7 protein-coding genes are annotated in these 8048 nt (G+C 35.2%); 4 read left to right on the top strand and 3 right to left on the bottom strand.

Annotation, left to right across the window (positions count from 1 at the left end):
- Positions 1-260: 260 nt before the first annotated feature.
- A complete protein-coding gene (radA, locus tag DMB91_RS08410) occupies positions 261-1604 on the bottom strand; it encodes a DNA repair protein RadA (protein ID WP_143116901.1) in 1344 nt (447 codons plus the stop codon).
- A gap of 165 nt (positions 1605-1769) precedes the next feature.
- On the opposite strand from radA, the gene DMB91_RS08415 reads away from it, so the two are divergent.
- From DMB91_RS08415 to DMB91_RS08425, 3 genes are all read left to right on the top strand, one after another.
- Positions 1770-3482, top strand: a complete 1713-nt coding sequence (locus DMB91_RS08415; protein ID WP_034906836.1) for a phosphoethanolamine transferase — start codon at positions 1770-1772, stop codon at positions 3480-3482.
- Between the two features lie 178 nt (positions 3483-3660).
- Positions 3661-4938 (top strand): major outer membrane protein, encoded by a 1278-nt coding sequence (locus tag DMB91_RS08420; RefSeq protein ID WP_034906834.1) that lies wholly within the window; start codon positions 3661-3663, stop codon positions 4936-4938.
- 210 nt (positions 4939-5148) lie between these two features.
- Positions 5149-5352, top strand: a complete 204-nt coding sequence (locus DMB91_RS08425; RefSeq protein WP_034906831.1) for a hypothetical protein — start codon at positions 5149-5151, stop codon at positions 5350-5352.
- A gap of 114 nt (positions 5353-5466) precedes the next feature.
- Here DMB91_RS08425 and DMB91_RS08430 read toward each other — a convergent pair whose 3' ends face one another.
- Positions 5467-5799 carry an ArsC/Spx/MgsR family protein gene (locus DMB91_RS08430; protein ID WP_034906828.1) on the bottom strand — a complete coding sequence of 111 codons (333 nt, stop codon included), beginning with the start codon at positions 5797-5799 and terminating at the stop codon, positions 5467-5469.
- 9 nt (positions 5800-5808) lie between these two features.
- Positions 5809-7155 (bottom strand): class II 3-deoxy-7-phosphoheptulonate synthase, encoded by a 1347-nt coding sequence (locus tag DMB91_RS08435; protein ID WP_143116902.1) that lies wholly within the window; start codon positions 7153-7155, stop codon positions 5809-5811.
- A 164-nt stretch (positions 7156-7319) separates the two neighbouring features.
- On the opposite strand from DMB91_RS08435, the gene DMB91_RS08440 reads away from it, so the two are divergent.
- Entirely contained in the window at positions 7320-7682 is a 363-nt protein-coding gene (locus DMB91_RS08440) for a Rid family detoxifying hydrolase (protein ID WP_034907022.1), read from the top strand.
- Positions 7683-8048 lie beyond the last annotated feature (366 nt).

Below are 8048 nucleotides of genomic sequence, written 5' to 3' on the forward strand. Positions count from 1 at the left end.
ACTGTTGCAGAAGTAAGCTACAACTATACTAAAAACCTTGACTTCTTGCTTTGGTATTCATATCTTGATGTAAAAGCTAAAGCAGAAGCAGGTAATTACGATACTAAAAAGAACACTGTGCGTTTCCAAGCGATCTATAAATTCTAATCTACTTAAACCACACAAAGAGGCTTTATGCCTCTTTGCTTTTTTAAATTCTTTTCCTATCCTTTTAAAATCGTTTTTTTAAACTTAGACTTTTAAATTTTATTTATGCTTTTTTACATCCATTCTAAAACTTGACCGAGTTCTTTAGCTACAAAGCATTTTATATCGATTTTTTCAAGAGCTTTAATCGGCACTATAGCATTTTTAAAATGCTGCATACTCGCTTCTTTTAGCCTCGTATCAAGGCTAAAAACTTCTCTTATCTCTCCATTTAAACTTAGCTCACCGATAAAGACACTATCCTTGCTTAAAGGGCGATTTCTAAAACTTGAGATGATAGCTGCAACTACAGCTAAATCAGCTGCTGTTTCATTGACCTTTACACCTCCGCTGATATTGATAAACACATCATAATGCCCTAGAGGAATTTCAAGCTTTCGCTCAAGTAAGGCTAAAAGCATATCAAGGCGGTTTTTTTCATAGCCTGTAGTGCTTCGTTTAGGATAGGAGCTTTCACATACCAAAGCTTGCACTTCGATGATCAAAGCTCTAGAGCCTTCCATAATGACGCCTAAAGCACTGCCACTCGTAGCTTTTCCGCGTATAAAAAAACGACTTGCTATATCCTTAGCGCTGATAAGTCCCCTTGCACTCATCTCAAAAATGCCTACCTCGCTTGTGTTACCAAAGCGGTTTTTAAAGCCTCTTAAAAGCCTGATTTCACGCGTAGAATCGCCCTCAAAATAAAGCACCACATCAACCATATGCTCAAGCACTCTAGGTCCAGCTATGGCTCCGTCTTTTGTGATATGTCCTATGATAAAAGTGCTGATATTATGAGCCTTTGAAAGCCTCATCAGCTCAAAAGTGATCTCTCTGACTTGTGTTAAGCTACCAGCTGCTGAAGCGATCTTGTTTGAATACAGAGTTTGAATGGAATCAACAATGAGAACTTCATATCCACCTGTGTGGATTTGGGCGATGATATTTTCAAGACAAAGTTCAGTGAGTAAAAACAACTCTTTGGCATTTGCTTCAAGGCGATCTGCTCTTAATTTGATCTGCGTTTTGCTCTCTTCGCCACTTACATAGAGCACTTTTATACCTTTTTTAGCTAAATTTGAAGCGATTTTAAGCAAAAGCGTGGATTTACCCACGCCCGGACTTCCGCCAATAAGTACTAAAGAACCTTGCACTAAGCCCCCGCCAAGTACCAAATCAAGCTCATGATCATCAGTGCTGATTCGCTTTAAAGTCTCTATCTTTACTTCTTCTATACATACTGCTTCATTTGGTGTAGAACTTAGGGTCGCGATTTCTTTTAAAACAGCGATTTGCTCGGACTTAAGCTCGATAAAACTATCCCAAGAGCCACAATCAGGACATTTTCCAAGCCATTTGCTTTGCTGATTACCACAATGCTGACATTCAAAAATCACACTTTTGTTTTTTGCCATAACTTCCCTTTTTTTCAAAAGCTTATTGTAGCTCATTTTTCTTAAGCAAGAACTAAATTTTATCTTTGCGTTTGAAATTTCAAAAAACACTTTAAATTTATATCGTGGATTTTGAATTTATTTTTTTATGATAGAATTTAGCCCTATTTTTAAAGGAGTTGCAAGATGTTTTATCATAATACGCGTTTTGCAAAAAGCTTTATTTTGCTTTTTGTGTTAAATTCTTTTTTTATCGCACTGGCACAAATTTATAATCTTTCTAAACTTTTTGATGCGTATTGGTTTTACTCGTTTTTTTACCGAGAGAGTATGCTTTTTTGCACATATTTTTTAGCGTTTTGTTTGATTTATTTTATCAAGATACAATGGTTTCAAAAGCTCTTTTTAGCCTGTGTTATAACCTTAAGCGTGTTATTTTTTCTTATCAATCTTTTTATGGTGTATCATTTTGAAGTTACTTTAAATGATTATCTTGTGAGTGTAGCACTGCAAAGCGATCCAAGAGAGAGTAAAGAATTTTTCATCACTTATTTTGACTTGAAATTCTGCTTTTTGGCGTTTTTGTTTTGTGTGCTTTTTTACCTTGTATATAAGTATGCAAGGGCTTTAAAGCAGGGGGGGGGGAGTCGCATTATTTTGGTTGTGTTTGCTTTGCTTTTGCTTTTTATTATCATAGCTCATATTTTTAAACTTCGCCCACATTATGAAAGGACTTCTGATGTGATATATAACACCGCAGTTGCTGTAAATGGAAGCTTGAAAAGGATTCTTTCTTCGATGAAAGAATACGAAAAAATATCGCATGATTATGATGAGTTTATCAAAGATTTAAACTACACTCAAGCAAATAAAGAAGATCAAATTCAAAACCTTGTCTTAATCATCGGCGAATCAGCACAAAGAAATTTAATGCAAATTTATGGCTATAAGCTTAAAAATACTCCAAATTTAAATAAGCTCAAAGATGAAAAGCCTAAAAATTTGCTTGTATTTAATGATGTTATTTCTTCAAGGGCTACGACTTATGAATCTCTTTCGCAAATCTTGAGCTTTGCAAATCAAGAAAATAATGATAAAGAATGGTTTAAATATCTTAATCTTATCGATGCGATGAGGCTTGGAGGCTATAAAAACATCAATATTTCTAATCAAGAAAAATTCAGCCTCTTTGACAAGGCTTCAACGACGATTTTTGGGCGAAGTGATGAGGTGTATTGGGCGAGTTTAAGTTCGTATTTTGAAAACTCAAAACCTGATGAGAAAATTTTACCCCTTATCGATAAAGTCTTAGCTAAACAATACAAACCCTTGTTTTTAAGCATCCATATCATGGGAAATCATGCCATATACTATAACCGCTATCCAAAAGAATTTGCTGTTTTTAATGAAAATGATATACAAAGCAAGTTTGGCAAGAAAACAAGGGCAGAGTATGCAAATGCTGTGCTTTATACAGATTTTGTATTAGGTGAAGTGATTAAGAAATTTCAAGATACAGATAGTCTTATCATCTATATCAGTGATCATGGCGAAGATGTGTATGATAGTGGCGAAGAATACCAGCTTCACAACGATGTAAAAATCAACCGCTTTATGGTAGAAGTGCCTTTTATCATCTATGCAAGCGATACTTTTCAAGTAAAGCACCCAAAAGCTTACGAAAAGATAGTAAAGGCTCAAAATCGCCCTTTTATGCTCGATGATTTTATCCATGCTATCATTGATATAGCTGGCTTTAATATAGACGGCTTTGAAGCAAAGCGAAGTCTTTTTGCTGATGATCCTAGTTTTTTAGAAAATAGGGCAAGAAAAGTAGGCAAAAGTGCTCAAAAAGATTATGATAAAGAGCTGAAAAATCAGATTTTTAATATCAAATAAAAACAAAAAAAAGATATAAAATGCCTTGTAAGATACAAACAATTTGTTTGCAAGGCATTATAAAAAGCTTTTAAGCTGTAAAGAAATAATTAAAATACAAATTTATATTCTTTATTAGTTTTTAATTTCAAAATTTTTATGTTATAATGAAAAAGTTTATTTTTAAAAAGGAAAGAAAATGAGTAAAAAGATCACACTTTCACTTGCAGGATTTGCAGCGTTAAGCTCTTTTGCAAGTTTAAATGCTATCTCTTTGGAAGATGCGATTAAAAATGTTGATTTTACAGGAGCTTTAAGATATCGTTATGATACTTTTAGAACAAAAGGTGCAAAAGTTCAAGATGATAGTCAACTTCATAAAATGAGAGCACAACTTGGTTCAGTTGCAAATATAGGCGATGGCTTCAAAGTCGTTGGTGTGCTTGACTATAACTATGATAATGCTGCAAATGATGGCGGTTATGGTGCTGGCTCAAGCACAAAGACAGATCAACCTTTTTATCTAAGAGAAGCATATTTGCAATATGACGCTACTGATTATGGCACAAGCATAATGCTCGGTCGTCAGTCTTTAAATACGATTTGGACAGATAATAGCATAGACGGTTCAGTAGGTATGGTCGGTAAAATCATCAACCAAAGCTTAGAAGGCGTTACTCTTGCTGCATTTGCTGTGGATAGTGTTAATAATGATCCTGATTTTGTTGGTTTTGAGGAACCTGTTGCTGGAAATAAAACGTTTAGCAGTCTTAAAGATGCTATTTTTGCACAAAATCTTTATGGCGCGGCTGCTATTATCGACTATAGCGAACAAGCTGGTGTTACAGGACAGCTTTGGGTGGGCTATGTGCCAAACAGAACCACACTTTATGCTGTAGATGCAAGCTATACTTTGGCGATTAACGATCAGCTAAATTGGGGCTTGCAAGCTCAATACCTTGGCAACAGCACAGAAGACTTCCTTAAAAATCGCAATATCAAAGGCGGTTCGCTTTATACCGTAGCAGGTACACTCGAGGGCTATGGTTTTGATGGCACTTTAGGCTATACTGCGTATGGTAAAGATGATGCAACAACTTTCAATGTGCTTGAAGATATGGGTGATATCATCACAGCTGGACAAGAAATTCAAAATTTCAATGGCTCAAGTTTGCATGGCTCTTTAGGTAAAAATCAATTTGTTTTTGCAAGTGCTGGCTATACCTTTAATGATATCGTGCGTGTAGGTGCTGATTATGTTTTTGGTGGAACTAAAGTCGCGAAAAACGAAAATGATAGAAGCGGAGCAGGCAAGAAGCAAGAAATCGTAGGTAGAGTGGATTATAACTACAGCGAAAAACTTGTTTTTTCAGGCTTTTACTCTTATATAACCCAAAAGTCTGACTTTCTTTCTAATAGAGGTTTTGATGATTCAAAACAAACCAATATCCGCCTTGAAGCTGAATATAAATTCTAACTTGCTTGATAGCTTTTCTTGCTCCTTTTTGGAGCAAGAGCTTTTTATTATAATATTCATCACAAAAAACAAAGCAACTTAAGTTAAATTTTAAATAATCATTATTGTAAGATATAAAGCAATCCATTTCATTTTCATTCGCTTGTGTTTTTTATCTTGTTTAACGAAAAATGTTATCATTGATAAAGATAAGCAAACAAGGAAAAAGTTTTGAAAAAGAGTATTTTTGTTTTGGCATTGTTAGGAGTATTTGCAAATTTATCAGCCCAAAGTCTTGATGAGCTTTTTAAAGATAAAGAAGTAAAGGTTTCAGGTGAATTGCGTTTGCGTTATGAAAAGCAAAATGCAAGTGATAAAAGCTTGTTAAGGGATCAAAAAGGCTCTAAAGCAACTCTTAATCTCAGCATAGAATAATAAATCTAAAAATTTATTTCTACCGCTAAAAGCTTTTACTTTTTAAAAAGCCTAATTTTGCTTGATAAAAATGATATGTTTTATAACAGCAATCAGCAAAAATAAATTAATGAATTATTTGCTTATAAGCTCGTATTCTTTGCCGATAAAAAGTTGATTGTCTTTTTCAATCACTGGGCGTTTGATAAGGCTAGGATTTTCAAGAATGAGCTTAAAAAGCGTTTTTTCATCGCTACTTGCGAGCTTTTCTTTGTTTAATTCTAACTTTTTTGCAGTGGTGCCAGCTGTGTTGATAAGCTCGCCAAAACTTCTCTTTTCAAGCCACGATTTTAAAGTCTTTTCATCAAGCTTTTTAATATCTAAAAACTCATACTCAAAGTTTTTTTCGTTTAAAAAAATTAAGCTTTTTTTAACGCTATTGCAGTTTTTGATCCCATATACTTTCATACATTTTCCCTAGTCTTTTCTCGCTTTTTTAACCAAATCAGCAATTAAAAAGGCAAGTTCAAGGGCTTGATCGGCATTTAGGCGTGGATCGCACTGCGTTTCGTAGCGATTTTGTAGGCTTTCTGCGGTTATATTGCTTGCCCCGCCGGTGCATTCGGTTACATCTTGTCCAGTCATCTCAAGATGAACACCGCCCGGATAGATACCCTCACTCATTGAAATTTCAAAAAACATTTTCACTTCTTGCACAATCTTATCAAATTCTCGTGTTTTGAAATTCCCAGCTTTTGTGGTGTTGCCGTGCATTGGATCTATGCTATAAACGATATTTAAGCCTTCTTTGCTAAGTTCTTTAAAGATGTGAGGTAAATTTGAAGCAATTTTATCCGCACCCATTCTGATGATGATATTAAGCCTTCCAGCTTCATTTTTATGGTTTAATGCCTGTGCTATAGCCTTGATATCATCGGCTTTTGCACTTGGTCCTATCTTCACACCTAAAGGATTTTTAACCCCGCTTAAAAAGTGAATATGCGCCTCATCAAGCCCACGCGTTCGCTCTCCTATCCAAAGCATATGAGCTGAGCAGTCATAAATTTCGCCACTTAAGCTATCAACCCTTGTCAAAGCTTCTTCATAAGGTAAAAGTAAGGCTTCGTGAGAAGTATAAACCGAAGTTTCTCTTAGGCTTGGCGAATTTGCAGCAGTGATTCCACAAGCTTGCATAAAATCAAGTGTTTGTGTAATCTTTTCACTTAATTCGTCGTATTTGCTTCCAAGTTCAGCCTTTTTCAAAAAACCCAAATTCCAGCGATGCACTTCATGCAAATCTGCCAAACCGCCTTTGGCAAAAGCACGAAGCAAATTTAAAGTCGTCGCACTTTGATAATACGCTTCTATCATACGTTTAGGATCAGGCTCTCTTGCTTCTTTGCTGAAATCAAAGCCATTGATAATATCGCCTCTATAACTTGGTAATTTCACACCATTGACTTCTTCAAAGTCCGCACTTCTAGGCTTTGCAAACTGCCCAGCAAGACGTGCGATTTTCACTATAGGACAGCCTCCAGCAAAGGTAAGCACGATCGCCATTTGTAAAAGAAGTTTAAACATATCGCGGATATTTACAGCTCCAAAATTTGCAAAGCTTTCCGCACAATCACCACCTTGAAGCAAAAAAGCTTCTTTTAAAGCGACTTTTTCAAGTTTAGCCTTTAAATTGCGAACTTCGCCAGCAAAGATAAGTGGGGGCAGTTTTTCAAGACGTGCTAAAACCTCGCCGAGTTCCTTTTCATCACTATAAGTGGGCTGTTGTTTAATGGGATAATTTTTCCATGAATTTTTTGTCCAAGTCATTATTAAAACCTTAATTTTATATAAATTTTGGCGAGATTATAGCAAAAAATGCTTTAAATTAGGCTTTTGATTTGAGTTTTTTGTGATTTTGACTTATTTTTGATAAGAAATTTAAAGCTTAGATATGTTAAAATAAGGCTTTGAATTTATAAAAAGGAGTAGTAATGCAAACTTATCCAAAAGCAGTAGGTGCTTATTCTGCGTTTAGAAAAGCAGGGGATTTGGTCTTTATATCAGGACAACTTGGGCTTGATCCACAAACAAATGAGCTTGTTAAAGGTGGTGTTGGCGAGCAAACAAAGCAAGCTTTAAGTAACATAAAAGCGATTTTAAAAGAAAATGGCTTAGAAATAAGTCAAGTTGTAAAAACTATGGTGCTTTTAAGTGATATAAGTGATTTTGCGATAATGAATGAGGTATATGAAAAAGCCTTTCAAGTTCCATTTCCGGCTCGATCAGCCTTTGCGGTAAAAGATTTGCCAAAAGGAGCAAAGGTAGAGATCGAAGCTATCGCGTATAAGGCATAGGTTGGCTTCAAGGCTTGCACTCTGGCTTTGCTTAGAAATTATTAGCAAAATTTTAAGCAAACCTTAACCTACCACGAGTTGAAAAGCTCCGCAGTTTGTCCTTGCTTTTCAGTATTCTTCTTAAAAAAACATATGTTTTATTAGATGATAGAGCTGTTTTTTGAAATAAAGCAAAGAGGCATAAAGCCTCTTTGTGTGGTTTAAGTATGATTAGAATTTATAGAACGCTTGGAAACGTACAGTGTTTATTTTAGAATCATAATTACCTGGATTGCCAGCTTCTGCTTTAGCTTTTACATCAAGATATGAATACCAAAGCAAGAAATTAAGGTTTTTAGTATAGTTGTAGCTTACTTCTGCAACAGC

The sequence above is a fragment of the Campylobacter sp. MIT 97-5078 genome, assembly GCF_006864455.1.
Taxonomy (GTDB): domain Bacteria; phylum Campylobacterota; class Campylobacteria; order Campylobacterales; family Campylobacteraceae; genus Campylobacter_D.